Origin of the sequence: Paenibacillus sambharensis (assembly GCF_003233845.1) — a bacterium.
GTDB lineage: Bacteria > Bacillota > Bacilli > Paenibacillales > Paenibacillaceae > Paenibacillus_I > Paenibacillus_I sambharensis.
This window is the reverse complement of sequence record NZ_QKRB01000050.1, coordinates 28,404-45,372: the sequence shown is the minus strand read 5'-3', so window position 1 is coordinate 45,372 and position 16,969 is coordinate 28,404. Positions and strand designations below refer to the sequence as shown.

At 53.2% G+C, this 16,969-nt stretch carries 13 protein-coding genes; 12 read left to right on the top strand and 1 reads right to left on the bottom strand.

Translation table 11 applies throughout. From position 1 onward, the window contains the following. Window positions 1-18 precede the first annotated feature (18 nt). Window positions 19-183 carry a hypothetical protein gene (locus tag DNH61_RS26455; RefSeq protein ID WP_181438744.1) on the bottom strand — a complete coding sequence of 55 codons (165 nt, stop codon included), beginning with the start codon at window positions 181-183 and terminating at the stop codon, window positions 19-21. Between the two features lie 320 nt (window positions 184-503). Between DNH61_RS26455 and DNH61_RS16345 the strand changes: the two genes are divergently transcribed. The 12 genes from DNH61_RS16345 to DNH61_RS16295 all read left to right on the top strand — a co-directional run bounded on the left by DNH61_RS16345 (window position 504) and on the right by DNH61_RS16295 (window position 16,856). Further along, window positions 504-1,271: an NUDIX hydrolase gene (locus tag DNH61_RS16345; protein ID WP_111147758.1), complete on the top strand. Its 768-nt coding sequence runs from the start codon at window positions 504-506 to the stop codon at window positions 1,269-1,271. Between the two features lie 45 nt (window positions 1,272-1,316). After that, window positions 1,317-1,874: a cysteine hydrolase family protein gene (locus DNH61_RS16340; protein WP_111147757.1), complete on the top strand. Its 558-nt coding sequence runs from the start codon at window positions 1,317-1,319 to the stop codon at window positions 1,872-1,874. Between the two features lie 127 nt (window positions 1,875-2,001). Next, window positions 2,002-3,444 (top strand): nicotinate phosphoribosyltransferase, encoded by a 1,443-nt coding sequence (locus DNH61_RS16335; RefSeq protein WP_111147756.1) that lies wholly within the window; start codon window positions 2,002-2,004, stop codon window positions 3,442-3,444. 368 nt (window positions 3,445-3,812) lie between these two features. Next, complete coding sequence (locus tag DNH61_RS16330; protein WP_111147755.1) at window positions 3,813-5,195, top strand: radical SAM/SPASM domain-containing protein; 1,383 nt, start codon at window positions 3,813-3,815, stop codon at window positions 5,193-5,195. 17 nt (window positions 5,196-5,212) lie between these two features. Then, window positions 5,213-6,670, top strand: coding sequence for a radical SAM/SPASM domain-containing protein (locus DNH61_RS16325; protein WP_111147754.1), 1,458 nt, complete (start codon window positions 5,213-5,215; stop codon window positions 6,668-6,670). 82 nt (window positions 6,671-6,752) lie between these two features. Next, window positions 6,753-6,908, top strand: coding sequence for a hypothetical protein (locus tag DNH61_RS26450; RefSeq protein WP_181438743.1), 156 nt, complete (start codon window positions 6,753-6,755; stop codon window positions 6,906-6,908). 85 nt (window positions 6,909-6,993) lie between these two features. Further along, window positions 6,994-8,184: a zinc metalloprotease gene (locus DNH61_RS16320; RefSeq protein WP_111147753.1), complete on the top strand. Its 1,191-nt coding sequence runs from the start codon at window positions 6,994-6,996 to the stop codon at window positions 8,182-8,184. After that, complete coding sequence (locus tag DNH61_RS16315) at window positions 8,181-8,894, top strand: ABC transporter ATP-binding protein (RefSeq protein ID WP_111147752.1); 714 nt, start codon at window positions 8,181-8,183, stop codon at window positions 8,892-8,894. Before DNH61_RS16320 ends, DNH61_RS16315 begins: the two co-directional genes overlap by 4 nt. A 10-nt stretch (window positions 8,895-8,904) precedes the next feature. Then, window positions 8,905-11,460, top strand: coding sequence for an ABC transporter permease (locus DNH61_RS16310; RefSeq protein ID WP_111147751.1), 2,556 nt, complete (start codon window positions 8,905-8,907; stop codon window positions 11,458-11,460). Window positions 11,461-11,484: 24 nt separating this feature from the next. Continuing rightward, window positions 11,485-14,373: an SAM-dependent methyltransferase gene (locus tag DNH61_RS16305; RefSeq protein WP_111147750.1), complete on the top strand. Its 2,889-nt coding sequence runs from the start codon at window positions 11,485-11,487 to the stop codon at window positions 14,371-14,373. A gap of 194 nt (window positions 14,374-14,567) precedes the next feature. After that, window positions 14,568-15,863: an MFS transporter gene (locus DNH61_RS16300; RefSeq protein ID WP_111147749.1), complete on the top strand. Its 1,296-nt coding sequence runs from the start codon at window positions 14,568-14,570 to the stop codon at window positions 15,861-15,863. Between the two features lie 246 nt (window positions 15,864-16,109). Then, the gene (locus tag DNH61_RS16295; RefSeq protein ID WP_111147748.1) at window positions 16,110-16,856 is read left to right on the top strand and encodes a 4'-phosphopantetheinyl transferase family protein; all 747 of its coding nucleotides are present in this window, start codon (window positions 16,110-16,112) and stop codon (window positions 16,854-16,856) included. The last annotated feature ends 113 nt before the right edge of the window (window positions 16,857-16,969 follow it).

The window sequence follows — 16,969 nt, the reverse complement described above, 5'->3', positions numbered from 1 at the left end:
TCAATGAATTGTGTTCGGCTATTTCCTGCGGGAAAGTCTGAACATGAAGAGCAGAAGGACAACAGCAAACGCAGCGATATTGATGAAATCTCGGACTGCTTCGTTCCTGATAAAGAAATTATCAACCGTTAAAAAGATGAGGATCAGCAAGACCACAACCATAAATGGTGTATCATTTTTCACAGCACAATTCTCCTTCTGTTCCAACTCAGATGATAACCGGGTGCCTGAGCAGCGAGCAGCATAAGGGTGTCTGAGTAATACCCACCTCCAGAATCCTGGCTTTACAAAATTAGAACCAAACCTGTGCGGTTTCGATTATAGCGGAATGTAGAGTGTTAGAAGAATAGGTCTAAACTACCTAAAAATGTTATTTATATCCTTAATGAAATCGTAATGCGCTAAAGAGGGTATAAAGCACTTGACCTTCAGTATAGAATTTGTCATAATGACATTATCAATTTGAAAGTATCAAATCGGACTAGGTGATGGATGTGCATGAGATGCAGGAAGAGAACGAATCAAATTACAGTTCGTCCAGGTATCGGACGCCCGATGGGGCGCCGGCTGACATCGTGATTTTCACGATTACATCAAACAATCGGCAGCGGGTGAAGAAGGCACTGCCGGACAGAGAGCTGGAGGTCATGCTGATTCAGCGCAAGAAGTGGCCGTTCGAGGGACAGTGGGCATTGCCCGGCGGGTTCTGCGCAGAGTCGGAAAGCATGTATGAATGTGCCAGACGCGAGCTGCGGGAAGAGACAGGCGTTGCTGATGTGCATATGGAGTACCTGAATGTGTACAGCAGCCCAGGCCGCGACCCGCGCGGCTGGATTATCTCCCATGCCTTCTGCGCTCTCGTTCGTGAAGACCTTCTGGCGGACCGGCGGGCCGACGATGATGCGGCTGATGTCCGGCTGTTCCCGGTAGGGGAGGCGCTGGAGATGGACCTTGCCTTCGACCATAGGGAGGTGCTGACCGATGCGCTGAACCGGATTCGGGAGCGGATGGTAACAACGACGATTGCCAGCGAGTTTCTGCCGGAGGCATTCACAATCAGCGAACTCTACCAGGTGATCCGCACGGTTGTGCCGGACTTTGAAGAGCGTAATTTCATCCGTAAAATTACATCGACTCAGAGCCGGGAAGGGATCATTGAAGAAGTGAGGGACACAGAAGGACGGCCGCTGCTGTCGAACCGCTATTCCCAGCGGGCTGCCCAGCTGTACCGGTTCACCGGCTACAAACCGCAGCTGTCCATTTATCGTTAAGCGGGCAGGGTGTGAGCCCATACTCTTATTAGGAGGCTGATGAGCATGAAAGCATTGATTGTTATCGACTATACGGTGGATTTTGTGGTGGGCAAGCTGCCCTGCGGGGACCCGGGAATCGAGATCGAGCCGCGCATCGCAGAGCTGACCACGGACTTTGTCAGAGCTGGAGATTACGTAGTGATGGCCGTTGACATGCATGACGAGGGCGATATCTATCATCCGGAGCAAAAGCTGTTCCCGCCCCATAACATCCGGGGAACGGAAGGCCGTGCGCTGTACGGCAAGCTCGATGAGGTATATACCCAGCATGAAGAGCGTATTTACTGGATGGACAAAACCCGCTACAGCGCCTTCTGCGGAACTGATCTTGAGCTGCAGCTGCGCGCCCGCGGGATTACAGAGCTGCATCTGATTGGAGTTTGTACGGATATCTGCGTACTGCATACAGCCGTAGATGCCTACAACAAGGGCTTCAGTATTACCGTGCATGCCGATGCGGTAGCGAGCTTCAATCCGCTTGGCCATGACTGGGCGCTGGGACACTTCCAGAATACGCTCGGCGCGAGACTGATGTGCGGCGGAGAAGAATACAAGGTTTAAGAACGAAGCACGGAGCAGGAGCAGGGCTCATGGCTGATGGGGTCAGTCCTGCAGGGAAGCTCGTGAAGCCGGCATCAGGCCGGCTTTTACATAAAAGAATGGCACCAGCGGAAAGGACGTAATCGGAATGGCTTACGACAATTTGACGCTTCACACGGACAAATACCAGATTAATATGATGTACGCCCACTGGGTGCAGGGAACGGGAAACAGGCGTGCGGTGTTCGACGTTTACTTCCGCAAGCTGCCGTTCGGCAACGGATTTGCTGTATTCGCCGGACTGGAGAGGATTGTGAAGTATATCGAGGGCCTGAGCTTCGGAGATGAAGAGATCGCTTATCTGGCGCAGCAGGAGGAGCAGTACCGCCCGGAATTTCTGGAGACCCTGCGCCGCTTCCGCTTCACTGGTGACCTCTATGCCGTGCCGGAAGGCACGCTGGTGTTCCCGAATGAGCCGCTGATCCGGGTGGAGGCGACAATATTCGAGGCCCATCTGATCGAGACGGCGCTGCTCAATTTCATGAACTACCAGACGCTGGTTGCGACGAAGGCGGCGCGCGTCAAGCTGGTCGCCGGTGATGATGTTCTGCTCGAATTCGGCACGCGGCGCGCACAGGAGGCAGACGCAGCCATCTGGGGTGCGCGTGCAGCTTATATTGCAGGCTTTGATGCCACCTCGAACATGCGGGCAGGCATGCTGTTCGGCATTCCTGCCAAGGGGACGCACGCGCATGCCTGGGTACAGGCACACAGCAGCGAGCATGAGGCGTTCAGCCGCTATGCCGAGGTGCTGCCCGATCAGTCTACGCTGCTTGTGGATACGTATGACACACTGAGAAGCGGTCTGCCGAACGCCATTAAGACGGCGAAGGAGCTGGAGCAGCGGGGCAAGCGGCTGAATGCGATACGGCTCGACAGCGGCGACTTGTCCTATCTGTCGCAGAAGGCGAGGAGGATGCTTGATGAAGCCGGGTTCCCGGAGGTCAAGATTGTCGCGTCGAATGATCTCGACGAGAACATCATTTTCAACCTGAAGGCTCAAGGTGCGCGAATCGATGTCTGGGGCGTGGGAACACAGCTGATTACAGCGGCGGACAACCCGGCACTCGGCGGTGTCTACAAGCTGGTAGCGCGCGAGACAGGAGAAGGCATGGTGCCGGTTATCAAGATTTCAGGCAATCCCGAGAAGGTAACGACTCCCGGCCTCAAGGATGTGTACCGGATTATTAATCGTGAGACAGGCAAGGCGGAGGCCGATTATATCGCATTGAAGGACGAAGAGGATGTGCGGGAGGGCAGGCGTATCAAGCTGTTTGATCCCGTCCATCCGTATATTCACAAATATGTGGACAATTACGAGGCGAAGCCGCTGCTGCAGCCAGTATACAGGAAGGGCGAGCTGGTTGGGAGTCTGCCTGACTTGGAGGCGGTCCGTGCCTATCACCGGGAACAACTGGACATGTTCTGGCCCGAGTATCTGCGGAAGCTGAATCCGGAGTCATATCCGGTTGACTTAAGCACGAAGTGCTGGGAGCAGAAGATGCGCCTGATCGAAGAGTACCGGGCGTAGAGCCAGATCTTCATAACGCGAGGAATACGAAGAAAATAGCAGGGCCAGGATGCCGGCATCCTGGCTCTATTGTCTTGATAATTGGAGCTGAATATATTCCAGAATCAGCAAGGTGTAATCAACCGAAAATATACAGAAAAAATAAAAATCAGTGATAAATCACACATATTTATAGATAAATTAGGCGTAATATAAGCCCCAGCAGTAAATGGAAATAACCTCATTGATATTCCACAATAAACCACTTATACCCACATATTTGGTAAAACAAGCTAAGCCTTTCGGCTTGAACCCGTAATATGGCCGAACTGACTTCTGAAGATCTTCCCAACTACCCTTCAATTCCACTTAAGGGAGAGGTAATGATCATGCACAGCAACCGTTATCGTCTGGAATACCCCCTTGGCGAAGAAACGCTGGTGATCAATACGCTGAATGGTGCCATTGATGTAATTCCGAATGAGCTTATTCAATACCTGCACAAGCTGCCCGAGTTGAAGCCGGAAGATATGACGAGGGAACAGTCAGATGCAATCTCCTATCTCCACTCCCGCAACTATGTCTACCATTCCGATGCCGAAGAAGAGCGTCTGCTGGAGCGAGCCACGGTCTTCGCCAGAAAATCGCAGGTCATGCAGTATGTTATCTGTCCGACCTACACCTGCAACTTCCGCTGCCCCTACTGCTTCGAGAATCACGAAATCCACAACAAGCTTTCCTTGCTGACAGATGAGCAGCTGAATGCCATTTGGAGGGCTGTCGATTACTTCCACCGTGACAGCGGGCTTAAGCAGGGCATGTTCAATCTCTTCGGCGGAGAACCGCTGCTGCCGTTTACGCGGTCCATTGTTGAACAGATCTGCGAGAAAGCTGTCGAGCTGGACTTTAAGATCGGCTGCAACACGAACGGCTACCACCTTCCCGCCTTTCTTGACCTCCTCTCCAGATACCGCGACCGAATGAAGCTGACCGTAACCGTTGACGGTCCCGAGGATATTCACGATCAGCGCCGGATTCTGTCCAGCGGCAGCGGAACCTTCCAGCGAATCGAGCAGAATATATCGGCTGCCCTGGATTGTGGCCTTCCTGTTCTTGTCAGAATTAATATTGATCGAACCAACATCGAGAGTGTCTCTTTACTGGTTGAGCATTACATGGAAACTGGCATGCTCGGTCGCCCCGGCTTTAAACTCCACTTCGCTCCTGTCACCGACCATACCTGCCAAAGCACCGGCAATACGATCATGCAGGGAATTGAAATCCTCAGGCATCTGCGCACAAGCATCCCGAACTTAGATGAGCTGGAAAGGCAGGAACAAGTCCTGGTTGGATCGGATATGTACCGCTATATTTATGCAGTCTCCAAGCTTGATCCGGACCTTCAGCAGAAGACGATTCCCTTCCTGCCAAACATCGTATTCTGTGAGTCGGTCCAGGGCAGGAAGATTACATTCGGACCGGACAATCATGTCTATGCATGTGCCGATTTAATCGGCAGACCGGAATTTAAAATTGGCGATTACTACCCGGACTTTGAACTGAAGGAGTGGAAGTGGGAGAAGTGGAAGGCCTTTAACTCACTGACGATCCCGCAATGCCGCGGCTGTTCTTCGGCCCCCATCTGTGGCGGCGGATGTGCAGCGGAAGCACTGGTCGTGCACGGTCATCTTGATCAGCCTCACTGTACGCACGCGGGCGACAAGGTTATGTCTTACCTGGACTCCATTCGTGATGAACTGATTAAGATTTGAGCGGGGAGGGCTAAATTGTGATTGCAAGTACCTATAATTCGTTCTACAGACTATCTGACGGAAACTATGTTGTCGTCAACTCGCTGAGCGGAGCAGTTGATACGATAGAGCCCGATGTTAAGGCGGTGTTGGATGATCTGACAGCGGGCAGGCAGCCGGACTCGAATCCCGGACTGGATGAGCTGCTGGTTCACTTTATCAATCGCGGCTATGTATTCGCCAGCAGGGAGCAGGAGTGGGAGACGCTTACGACCCTGCGCGATCAGATGAGTGAGAAGCTGCAGGCCTCCTCTCTCGGCGTGGTGTTTAATGTCTGCACGACCTACATGTGCAACCTTCGCTGTCCTTACTGCTTCCAGGGGCATGACATTCATAAGGTCAACCATTCGCTGACCGGGGATGAGATCAATAGGATGTTCTATGCAATTGACCGGATTCTCGAGATGGAAAATGCCCGCGGCAGATTTCACAATGCCCAGCATACGATGCTGCTGTATGGCGGAGAGCCGCTGCTGCCTACTGCCAAGAAGACGGTGCATGAAGTGGTCCGCCGCGGTATTGAAGATTACGGCTTCCGCTCGTATTCCATCACGAACGGGACGTTCCTGCACGAGTATCTGGATTTCTTCGAGCCATACAAGGGGATGTGGGATTTCTTCCAGATTTCCATCGACGGCCCCAAGCATATACATGACAAGCGCCGCATTACGGCAGGCGGCCAGGGCACGTTCGACCGGATCGTGAACAACATTGATCTTGCGCTTGGCCGCGGCTTCAAGATCGCGCTCCGTACCAATGTGAACAAGGACAATGTCGCTTATCTGGAAGAATTGGCCGAGTTCATTGAGTCGCGGGGCTGGCATGAACATGAGCTGTTCGCTTGGCAGATCTCGCCGGTCTACGACCATTATGCCGAAAACCTGCCGAGCCACATGCCTGAGCATCATCTGCTGATCGCCCTGCAGGAGCAGTTCGGGGACATGCACCGGTTTATGGATAAATTTAATGTCACGCTCGGTACTGACCTGCGCATGCGCACCTCCCGAATCCGCCAGGCAATCTACTCCAGGGGCTGGTCCACTAATCCATGCGATACATGCAGCGCTGCGGCACCTGCGGCTGTACCGATCTTCAAGCAGTGCAGTGCCCGTGACCACAGATACTATACCTTTGGTTCTGAGGGCTTGATCTACGCCTGTCCGGAGACGGTAGGCCGGGAAGAACTGGCTGTCGGAGCCTTCTATCCCGACTATTACATCGATGCGGACAAGCACAGCATGTGGAACCAGGACTTTACGGCCTCCGGGCAGTGCAGCGCATGCAGTATATCCATGTTCTGCGGCGGCGGCTGCGCATACTCCAATCTGATGCGCAACGGCGCCATTAACAAGCCGTACTGCAATTTTTCCCACCAGTCCATCTCAACCTATATTAAGCTGAACGAGGACCGGTTTCTATCCGCCGCTGTTACTTAAGGCGGCTTCATTCCCCCGTTATGGGAGGCGTCCACAACGCCTTTCATATAAATAATCTGGAACGGGAAGGAGGTGTGCAATCATGACGTACAAAGTCCGGGCCATCAACGAAAATGAAAAGCTGTGGACGAATCTGGTATCCGAGGTAGAAGAGCTGGAAAACCGCGACGAGATGACAACAACTAACGCTGTTAGCCCTGAAATCACTTGGTGCATTGACTGCTGCTTCCAAATTTAAGGTCTTATCCTGCTGATTGGCCTAAACTCCGCATCCATTGCGGAGTTTAGGTTGTATTAGGGGAAAACCAGGAGGAGGGGCGGGTATGATACTCCCCAAGCTGATTCCTTATCAGGCCATACCGATGGATGTATCCGAGGAAGGGGATATGTTCCTTCTCGCCTTTGAGAATGAATTCCAGCTTAAAGTTACCTCCCGCATGGAGCAGCTGTTCCGCTATCTCGACGGCAGTCATACGGTTGAACGGATCTGTGAGCGGGTGGAGCTGGAAATGAATATGTCGATTGCAGCGGATGAATTACTGCAGCTCATTGATAAACAGCTGAAGCCCAAGGGGGTTCTGGAGGGATGCGCCGGAAAGCCTCGTCATGAATCGGCGATCATGTTCCGTACAGCGGTTATGAAGGGCGCATCCTTTGAGCGGGCCGCTAGGCCGCTGCAGGCACTGTTTCGTAAGAAGGCCGCAGCGGGCTGTCTCATCTGGATCGCAGCAGCGCTCGGCCTGACGCTTATTCAGCTTCAGAGCATTCGGATAGGCTCGCTGTATGAATCGGTATATCAGCTGGTACTGGCCTTTACGCTGTTTCTGCTGTCGCTGTTCATTCACGAGCTTGGCCATATTGCCGCGGCCTTCCGTTATGGGATTAAACCCCGTGACGTCGGCGTAGGGCTGTATATGCTGATGCCGGCTTTTTTTGTGGATTTGAGCGAGCTTTGGCAGATTCCCCGAACACCGAGGATAGTCGTTAACCTTGCAGGGGTATACTTCCAGCTTATATTTATGGGTGCGGCAGGACTCCTGGGATGGTTGACCGGAAGCTCCGCCTTCCTGTACGCGAATGTCATGATACTTTTTAATGTGCTGCATAATCTCAACCCGCTGCTCCGTTATGATGGATTCTGGGTGCTGACGGATTATCTGGGTATTGTGAATTTACATCCAAGAATTAAAAAATTAACCAAATACTTCTTTCTGTCGTTTATATTAAAGAGAGAATCGTACAGACTTCAATACAAGAATGTGTTAGCCGCACTCAGCCAGCGGGTACGCCGCATTTTTGCTGTTTATGCAGTGATGTACGCCATCACGGTTACAGCTGTATTGACTATCATCGCTATTGGGCTGTTCCGGTCTGCGGCTTCCTGGAGCCAGGGGCAGCCCGGTCATTATTCAAGCATACTGCTCATCTTCGGCGTCATGCTGCTGCGTATGCTCATTCTTGCGTGCAGCAGGATCAAATTTAACAAGCGAACAGGAGGAAATGAAGAATCATGACTGCAGCTGCGTCCATCATTCAAGTCCGTCAGCTCTTCAAGAGCTATGAGACGGAAGCGGGCAAGATCCATATTCTGAAAGGCATTACGATGCAAATACAGCCTGGCGAGGTCGTCAGCATAATGGGTCCTAGCGGCAGTGGCAAGTCGACATTGCTCGGTATTCTGGGAACGCTGGACCAGCCGACAGACGGCCGGATCTTGTTTGAGAAAAAGGACGTGACCAGTCTGTCCGAGACCGAGCTGGCCGGTTACCGCGCCCATAAAATCGGGTTTGTCTTTCAATCGTATAACCTGATTTCTACCATGAGCGCACTTGAGAACGTGATGCTTCCGATGATATCTGTCAAAGGCAGGAGCAGGAGGCAGATGCAGCAGCGGGCGAAGGAGCTGCTCAGCCTGGTCGGAATGCGTGACCGAATAAATCATCTGTCCAGTCAGCTGTCCGGCGGTCAGCAGCAGCGTGTTGCTATTGCCCGGGCAATTGCCAATGATCCGATGGTCGTTATTGCTGACGAGCCTACCGGCAATCTGGATCAGAAGACCGGAGCGATGATTCTGGACCTGATCTTCAGCCTTCGCAACAAGCTGAACATGAGCTTCATCCTGGCTACACATGATCCGAATGTAGCAGGTTTGTCGGACCGCGTTATTCATTTGTCTGACGGGAAAATTGTGGAAGAGCATGTGAATCAGCCAAAGGGAGAGTGAAGCGGTCATCATGCTGATATCTGCGTTTCGAAGCTTAATGCGGACACCTCTCCGCTCACTGTTTACGTTGTTAACGATAGCAGTAGGCACAGCGAGCTTGTTCTGCATGTCTGCCATGACCCAGCTGGTTCCCGAATCCGTCAATCAGTCCAGCAGGCAGCTGCTTGGCGCTGATCTGTCGGTGCAGGCTTATCTGGAGCCCACGACGATGGGCGACATTCGTCGCATTGTTCCCGAAACTGAGCGTCAAGCGGTCACGGGCGCGTGGGTTACACTCGCTACGGTTCGTTCCGAGCTTAAGACCTCCAATATCATCCTGAAAGGTGTAGATCCGGACACCTACCCTTATTACGGGAGAGAGAAATTCCCGGATATTCAGAATCTGCAGTCTGATGAAATATTGTTATCCGCTCAGGCTGCCGGCCGTCTGCAGATCAAAGCAGGCGATACGGTATCGCTGATTAATCAGCAGGACGGCTCCCTAAATGCCTTCAGGGTGAAGGGGCTGGTAGACGGTGTGCAGGAATCCTATACGGACAGCGCATTTTGGGGCACGGCATATCTGTCTTACTCGAAGAGCATTGAACTGACGCGAGTTCCGTCGGGTACGGTCAACGAAGTATACCTGCAGTTGAATGATACGGCTGATACCGGGGCAATCAAAGAAAACATACGCAAACAGATCGTCGGCAGCCAGGCGGCAGACCTTGAGGATAAGAAGGCCGAGGTGCTGGCGGGAACCAAAGGGACTTTGCTCGTCATGCAGCTGTTTTCCCTGCTGGCTGTGGCGATTGCTGCGGTTACGATATTCAATACAATGACGATCGTGATGGCTGGCCGTCTCCGGGACATTGCCATTATGAAATCTGTCGGCATGAACAAGCCGAGTATTGCCCGGTACTTCCTGTTTGAGGCGGCCTTCCTGGGCTTCATCGGGACATTAACAGGGATTGTGATCGGAAATCTGATCGGCTACGGGATGTCCGCCTACATCGCCAAGATGCTTGTGCTGCCAATGGAGTGGAAGCTGTACATTCCGTCCGTTGTGTTCTCCTTCGTTGTCGGCATTACAGTCGCGCTTATCGCTGCCTGGTCTCCGGTTCATTCAGCCATTCAGGTGTCGCCGCTGGAGCTGCTGCGTGATTCGGGTCTGGTGCACAAGCAGAAGAGGCTGCCTTGGAAGACCTCTGTAAAGCTGTTCTTGGTTATCTGCGCGGAGATGGGCTTCTATCTGCATGAAACGCTGCTAGCGGCCAATCAGGACGGGGTGGTCTTCAAGTGGATCGCTTCATTCGTGCTCTCGATGCTGATTCTGATCTTCCTGCTTGTATTCTTGAAGCTCTTCGTATTCGGCTACGGCCTCTTGTACCGGATGTTGGGCAGGCTGAAGACGGTACTGCCTATGAGATGGTTCCTGCTGCTGCACAATTTGGGCTCAGATTATAAACGCAATGCGCTCTTGACGATCACCTTATCGGTAGGCGTGCTCTTCGTCGTCGCCAGCCAGCTGTTTACTGACAACTTGGTAAACGCGGTACAGGCGCAGATGGAGAAGCAGGTCAACGGCAATGTTATCATATCGGCGGCTGCAGACGAAGAGGAGGAGATGAACCGTGTCCTCGAAGGCTCCTCCGGTGTGAAGCATTACGCGAGAGGCTATGAACTGAAGGGCTCGTTCGTCCGCCTGGGCGGGACGGATGCTGCGCAGAAGTTCCTGGATGCGACGGCGGACCGGAAAATCAGCTACCTGAACACAACGAACGTTACGATTCAGGGGATTGACCCTGTCTCCAGCGCCCTTGCTTATACGGTTCAAGAGGGCAGGGGTCTGACTGAGGAGGACAACGGCAAGCTGTCAGCGATCCTGCGGGAGGATTATGGGAGAGATCTGGGACTCCGGCTCGGCGACCGCGTAGAGGTCCGGATTAACAGCGATGTCGTACCGCTTAAGATTGTCGGCTTCTATGAATCGGGCGTTATCAAGAGTGAAGGGATCCGGGTTACGGAAAACACATTGAAGGCCTACGGATCGCCTACAAGGCTGAATTATTACGTGGAGTTATCGGCGAGGGGCTTCCAGGAGCATCTGACCAATCTTAACCGCAGTCTGCCGGCTTCAGCAGTCGCATATTCGCTTAACAGCTCCATCATCGACAGTCTTCAAAAGACGCTGAGCACCCAGAGCACCTTCTTCTCGGCTATGGCACTATTCGCTTTCCTGACGGCGATTCTGATGATCGGCAATCAGGTTGTGCTGTCGCTCGTGCAGAAGAACAGGGATGTAGCGATCTTCAAGACAATCGGCCTGTCTACAGGCCGCCTGCTCAGATCCATTTTGTCGGAGAACCTGGTACTGGCGTTTCTGTCGGGAATCATCGGGTCGTTCGCCGGACTCGTCTTTGCACTGCTCGCCTTAAGCCTGTTCGTCAAGGGCAATGTCGACCTTAACTTAACCTGGTGCATCATCGGGATTCTCCTGTCCATGCTTACGACAGCTGCAGTCACACTGGCAGCGTCTCTTCAATCGCTTGGAGCTAAGCCTTTACATATGCTGCGGGGGAACTAATCCCCCTATAGGAAGGGGTTGAGAATGTTGGAAGTGCCGCATGCTTATACAAATGCTGAGGAACAGATGGAGCAGTTGATGCGGGAAATTGCGAAGACGGCTGAATCGCTTGACGGCAGTGTGGAACAACAGCAGGGAAGGGCGGCTGATGCCCCTAAAGGCAGGCTGATCATTATGGGTTCGGGTATTGCCTCAGCAGGCTTTACCTTGGACACCGAGATGTACTTGAAGGCGGCGGATTACGTTTTCTTTGTGGTGACAGATGCTGTAACCAAGATCTGGATAAGGGAGCGCCGGCCGGATGCTTATGATCTCTCCGCATTGTACAGCGATAATAAGCCGCGCTACAGCACCTATATGCAGATGACAGAAGCCATGCTCTATTACGTGCGGCAGGGGAAAACCGTAGCAGGCATATATTACGGGCATCCTGGTGTGTTTGCCTTATCTACCCACAGAGCAGTGGCGATTGCCCGCCGCGAAGGGCATCAGGCTGTCATGAAGCCGGGGATATCGGCGCTGGATTGCTTGTGTGCGGATCTTGGGGTCGACCCAAGCTATCCGGGCATGCAGACGATGGAGGCGACTGATATGCTGCTCCGGGGAAAAGCGCCGGACACCACACAGCACGTGGTCCTGTGGCAGGCCGGGCTGGTCGGCGTTACCGGGTTTCGCCGGCGCGGGTACCTGAACAAGAACTTCAATGTGCTCGTTGAGTTTCTGCAGGGTGTGTACGGGCCGGATTATGAAGTTACCCATTATATAGCGGCTCACTATCCGACCCTGCCGCCGGTTGTCGACCAGTGGAGGCTGAGCGACCTGCTGATGCCCGATGTTCAAGCGAGCATTCAGGGCTTGTCCACCTTTTACATACCGCCCAAGGATTCTACCGAGAGCCATGTGGAGATGGCGGTTCGCATCGGGATGGCTAAGCCGGGAAGCAGGCCATGGACATACCCGGCCCGCAAAGTGATCGATCTGTATGGCGATAGAGAAATTCAGGCGATCCGGGAGCTCGCGGACTACTGCATCCCTGCTGACTATCAGCATCCGGAGCGGACGCATGCGGCTGAATTTATGCTGGAGCTGACGCGTGATCTGGAGCTGCAGGATTTGTATGAATGTGATCCGGCGTCTGCGCTGTCTAACGACCGCTTCCCGGACCTTGATGCCTGGGAACGGCGTCTTCTGATGAGCCGGCAGCCGGGCAATCTGAATTGCGCTGTCAAGGGATCGGATACGCCAAGATCTCCGGGCGAGCAGTTGATCATCGATATGCTGGCAGCACCGGAGTTTACCGCTGCGTACAGTCTGGCATTGAAGCTGGCAGAAGCCGCTGATGACCGCCAAGACTTCATGCATGCTTGGCACAAGAGCCGTGGATATGCCGCCACTATGAACGATGTCAGAGCGGCTTTGCCGAATGTAGAGGCAACTATGCTCCTGCCGTGGACCGGCGCCTATTATTGCCCGGGCAACGATCTGGTGTTGACCGTTATGAGTGATTCGCAGGACCATACAGCATGTGCCGTCTATCTGAACAACACACGCATTCGGAGGTTTTCGTTCGCTAATTCCACGCTGATCTGGAATGAAGACGACGGGAATCCGAGTCATGGCGCGCTCGTGTTCCGGATGGCAGAAGCTGCAGCGGACCATGCGGCCCGGATCATAGAAGGGAAGATATGGCGGGGCGACAATCCGCCGGTCGAAAGCAATGTCATTGCCTCTGAAATAATTTTGCCGGAACAGCAAGTGACTGGAGAACATGAGTATGTGCAAAGTGGGTTAGGCCAATTTGCTGTCCAGCTGTATCAAGAAGGGCAGTGGAGTGGATTCTATCAGCTCTATGATGGCGGAAGTGCGCTGTACATCGGAAGCGAAGAGATATCGCCGGTCAACCGCTGCGCTGATCAAATAAGCTGGCAGCGTGCCGGCGGAGCATTCGGCAGCGGATGCCTGCGCCTCTTTGTGGATCCGCTGACAGGTCAGCCTTCGATATCCGGTTACATATGGACGGAAGGGGCCCAAAAGCCGGCTGCAGCGAATCTTCGAGGCCGCTGGGTTGCCCGGCCATTGGATATTTGGAACGGTCGTTATGAAACTGCGGCGGGACAGGAGAAAGGGCCTGACTTGATCATATCGGCTGCTTCAGGTTCTGAAGCGGGAGCAGTATGGCTGGGGGAAACCCGGCTTGAAGAAGTCACGTACCGCAGCGGGATTCTTAAGGCGTCAGTCAAGGGTGGGGTAGGCCTTGAAGCAGCCTTTCAGCTTACAGAGCAGGAGCAGCGCTGCTTTGTTGGCAGATTGGTTCAGAACGGGACAGCGGAAGGCTGGTCTTCTACGGATGCACCGTCAACACCGGATGCCTGGTGCGGCAATTATGGCACGGTCTGCAGACGGAAGGATGGCACATTTGTCCCGTCAACGGTCACCTTCACGCTTGTGAATAACGGTGATGGACTGCAGGTTGTTTTGGCGGATGGGAGCAATACGAGAACGATCACGAATGTTGTCTTCAATTCCAGATTTAACGGGATAGCCTGGAATGATTCTCCGGCAGGCACACAATGGACTGACTACAGCAATGCGATGATCAAATTCCATGCGGATTATGATACAGGCGAGCGGATGTTCGGCGGTATGTTCTGGTCCGAAGGGGAAGAGCCGCCTGTACAAGCCAACTGGCGGGGCCAGACTTCCTGGGCGCTTGCCTCTATTTCTGGAGAAACATCAGCGGATGAATTTGATTCTATGCAGGGTCAGGTTTGGAGGAGGCTTGCTCTCGTTTCGCTATCTGGCGGGAGTCAGCTGCCCGGCAGCTTCTGGGAGCGATGGACAGCCGTGCGGAGTACGGTCGATTTCTGTTTCAAGGCATTGAGAGAGAAGCCTTTGTCGGGAGTGAAGGGATAGCTTCTTCCCGCTGGCACAAGGGTGTCTCAGTCTTTAGAATCATCCCTTCCTTTTGTCAAATAAGTGAATCCTGAGATGGGTTATCAGTATGTTACCTTCAAAAAACACCATTTTGGGTGTGATAAAATTAACATCGCACTTTCCCTGTAACGCTTAATATTGAGACATCAACAAGAGTTATGGGGGAGAAGAAGATGGCAACAATAAAAACATGGCAGCCTGAAGACGCTAAGTTTTGGGAAGATTCCGGCAGAAAGACAGCGAGGAAAAACTTGCTGATCTCCGTATTTGCACTTATACTCGCGTTCATTGTCTGGCAGATCTGGTCAGTAACGGCAGTGCGTCTTAATGATGTAGGCTTTAACCTGAGCAGCAGCGAGCTGTTCACTCTGGCAGCGCTTCCCGGATTATCGGGTGCAACACTGCGGCTTGTATACACCTTCATGCCCGGGATCATGGGCGGGAAGAATTGGACAATCATTAGCACGCTGCTTCTGCTGTTCCCGACAATCGGTATTGGCGTAGCGGTCCAAAATCCCGAAACACCGTATTACGTATTGGTCATTCTGGCGGCTATGTGTGGGCTTGGCGGCGGATGCTTGTCATCGTCAACTGCAACGCTCGGACCCTTCTATCCGAAGAAGGAGAAGGGCACGGCTAACGGCATCAATGTCGGAGTCGGCAACCTTGGCGTGAGTGTCGTCCAGTTCGCAACACCGCTTGTTATTGGACTCAGCTTTATCGGCTCGATGACCGGAGGCGCACAGGTGCTGCCGGATGGATCGGAAGTATTTATTCAGAACGCAGCTTTCGTATGGGTAATTCCTATCATTGCGGCTGTCCTGCTTGCAGCATTCGGTATGGACAATCTGCCGAACACGAAGCAGAGCGTCAGCTCACAGCTGGCTGTTCTTGGCAAGAAGCATACCTGGATTATGACCTGGCTCTATGTCATGTGCTTCGGTTCGTTCATCGGCTACTCGGCGGCGTTCCCGCTGCTGATCAAAGCAGAGTTTCCTGACATCAATGCGGCTCAGCTCGCTTTCCTTGGACCGTTCATCGGCGCATCGTTCCGCCCGATCGGCGGCTGGATTTCCGATAAGGTGAACAGTGGAGCGAAGGTAACGTTCTGGGTAACCCTGTCCATGGTGCTGGCAACAAGCGGAGTTATCTACTTCCTGCACTTGAACCATTTTGCCGGCTTCCTGACCATGTTCCTGATCCTGTTCGCTGGAACGGGCCTTGCCAACGGTTCGACTTTCCGGATGGTTCCCTTTATATTCGATGCTAAGCAGTCCGGTTCCGTACTTGGAATCATTGCGGCGCTTGGCGCATATGGTGCCTTCTTCATTCCCAAAATCTTCGGCTGGTCGATTGATTCGACAGGCAGCGCTGATTTTGCCCTGTACCTGTTCGTAGGATACTATGCTATCAGTTTGTTCGTTTGCTGGTTCTGGTATTCGAGAAAAGGCGCCGAAATCAAATGCTGATGCTGAGTTTGTAATTGGCAGCCATCTTTTTCTCATAAGGACCGCTCTTAAGGCTTAACAGCCTGAGCGGTTCTTTTGTCTATCTTGCGAGAGACTGTTGCCGCCCAGCGGCATATAACTCTATAATAAATCTAAGATTTTGGGTACAGATACGGGCGTATGTGCAAGAGATGATTGTGGCAGCCGTCAGCTATCTTCATCTCGCCGCTAAACCACGCTGTTACAGCTATAGAATGGGGGGCACGAATGGATATTATCGCTGTAAGGATTGGCGGATGCCGCGGCGGTTCTGCGGCGGAGCAGGAGGCGCTTTATCGGGAGGAACTGCTGCTGCGTGAACGTGCGCTGCCGAACTTCAGTCCGGCCAGACGAAGCAAGGTGGAGGCCTACCGGCAGACGGATGACCGCGTGCGGTCGATGGTGGGCGAGCTGCTGGTCCGCGTGTATGCGGCTGAGAGGTGGGCGCTGCTGGATCTGGAGCAGCTGCGGAGCTCGAACAGCTACGGGAAACCGGGCCTGTCCGGCCGGCCGGACTGCCAGTATAATGTGTCGCACTCCGGCCAGTGGGTGGCTGCGGTGTTCGATTTTGCTCCAGTTGGAATTGATGTGGAGCAGATACATACCGTAGATTTGGCTATTGCGGACCGCTTCTTCTCAAGATCGGAGGCGGAGTTCCTTAGAGCACAGCCGCACAGTCAACAGCTGGATTGCTTCTTCGAGCTGTGGACCCTGAAGGAAAGCTATATCAAGGCGGTAGGGGCGGGCATGTCGATTCCGCTGGATTCGTTCAGCTTCACCCTGCACAGGAATGGAGAGATTGAGCTGCATGCAGAAACGGGCCCGGCTGCCCGGGAGAATTGGCGTTTCGGCCAGTATAATGTGGATCCGGGCTACAAGCTGGCAGTTTGCTCCCTGGGGCAGGATTTGCCTGAGCGTGTTCAGGTTTGGACTATGGAGGAGCTGCTCGGAAGGTTCGAACAGATTGGCTGCTGAAGACAGTCGTAGTAAATTAGGCTTGAAGGCATTATCCTGATACCAAAGTCAGCATTCTTAGATAAGTCTAAGGGAGCTGGCTTTTTCTTGTTTTCACAAGTTCGAGCAGGGGG